Raw genomic sequence first — 1441 nt, 5'->3', positions numbered from 1 at the left:
TGTCATGTGGCAGGACATCGGTGACAGTTCTGCATCAAGACATCGGTAACACTTTGAATCATCTTGGTGGTGACACTTCTGCCCCGAGGCTTCGGCGGTGGCTGTCAGTGAACCCATCGATCCCCGTGTCCGTCTCGCGATCTCGCAGTGGCCTGAGGACGCCCCTCGCGGGGCGGTCTCGACGTTCTGCGCCGAGCACGGCATCTCCCGCAAGTCCTTCTACGAGCTGCGCAAGCGCGCCAAGGCCGATGGGCCTGCGGCGGTGCTCGAGCCTCGGACGCGGCGTCCGAGGTCGAGTCCCTCGAAGCTGACCGAGGCGGTCAAACAGCAGGCGATCCAGGTGCGCGCGGCTCTGGAGGCCTCCGGGCTGGACCACGGGCCGATCAGCGTGCACGACAAGATGCGCGCGATGGGCCTGCCGGTGGTGCCCTCGACGGCGTCGCTGGCCCGGATCTTCCGCGAGGCCGGTGTCGCTCGCCTGGAACCGAAGAAGAAGCCCCGCTCGGCCTGGCGCCGGTTCGTCTACCCGGCACCCAACGCATGCTGGCAACTCGACGCCACCGAGTACGTCCTGACCGGTGGCCGCAAGTGCGTGATCTTCCAACTCGAAGACGACCACTCCCGCTACGCCTTGGCGTCCCACGTCGCGGCCGGTGAGACCGCCAAGGACGCGATCACCGTGTTCGACAAGGCAGTCGCCGCCCACGGCGTGCCCCAACGTCTGCTGTCGGACAACGGAGCTGCGCTGAACCCGACCCGGCGCGGCTACCTCGGCCAGCTCGTCGCGCACGTGTCCCGGCTCGGGGTCGAGGCGATCACCGGCAAGCCGTACAAGCCGACCACCCAGGGCAAGAACGAACGGTTCCACCAGACCCTGTTCCGCTACCTCGACAAGCAGCCCCTGGCCGAGACGCTGGCCGAACTCCAGACCCAGGTCGACGCCTTCGACCACATCTACAACACCGAACGCCCCCACCAAGGACTCCCTGGTCGCATCACCCCGCTGACCGCGTGGGAGGCGACCCCGAAGGCCGATCCGCCGCGCCCCGACACCAGCCGATCCTGGCTCGACCGGCCCGTCGTCAGCCCACCTCGGCGTCCCCGGCCGCAGCCGCCCGCCGACTTGCCGGCCGACACCCGCGTCAGAAAGGTCAGCAGCGCCGGCGTCATCCACGTCGACAAGGTTTTCTACAAGATCGACGTCGACCACGCGTTCCAACAGGTCCTCGTCGTCACCGACCGCGACCACATCACCATCACCGACATCGACGGCGAGATCCTCGCCGAGCACACCCGACCCACGCCAGGAGTGACCTACGTCGGCAACGGCCGACCATCAGGACCGCGTCCGAAGCACCCCGAATCGTCACCGAAGTCCTGACACATCAAGTGTCACCAATGTCCTGATGCAGAACTGTCACCTATGTCCTGAGACATCACA

The 1441-nt window shown here is 66.7% G+C and carries 1 protein-coding gene and 1 pseudogene; both read left to right on the top strand.

Annotated features, from left to right (window positions below):
- Window positions 1–97: 97 nt before the first annotated feature.
- Window positions 98–1039: pseudogene (locus ABD268_RS22750) on the top strand (integrase core domain-containing protein); the annotation flags it as partial.
- Window positions 1040–1123: 84 nt separating this feature from the next.
- Window positions 1124–1381 (top strand): Mu transposase domain-containing protein, encoded by a 258-nt coding sequence (locus ABD268_RS22880; RefSeq protein ID WP_425573793.1) that lies wholly within the window; start codon window positions 1124–1126, stop codon window positions 1379–1381.
- Window positions 1382–1441 lie beyond the last annotated feature (60 nt).

This window comes from Nocardioides koreensis, assembly GCF_039531775.1.
Lineage (GTDB): Bacteria > Actinomycetota > Actinomycetes > Propionibacteriales > Nocardioidaceae > Nocardioides > Nocardioides koreensis.
This window is presented reverse-complemented; position numbering and strand designations above follow the sequence as displayed.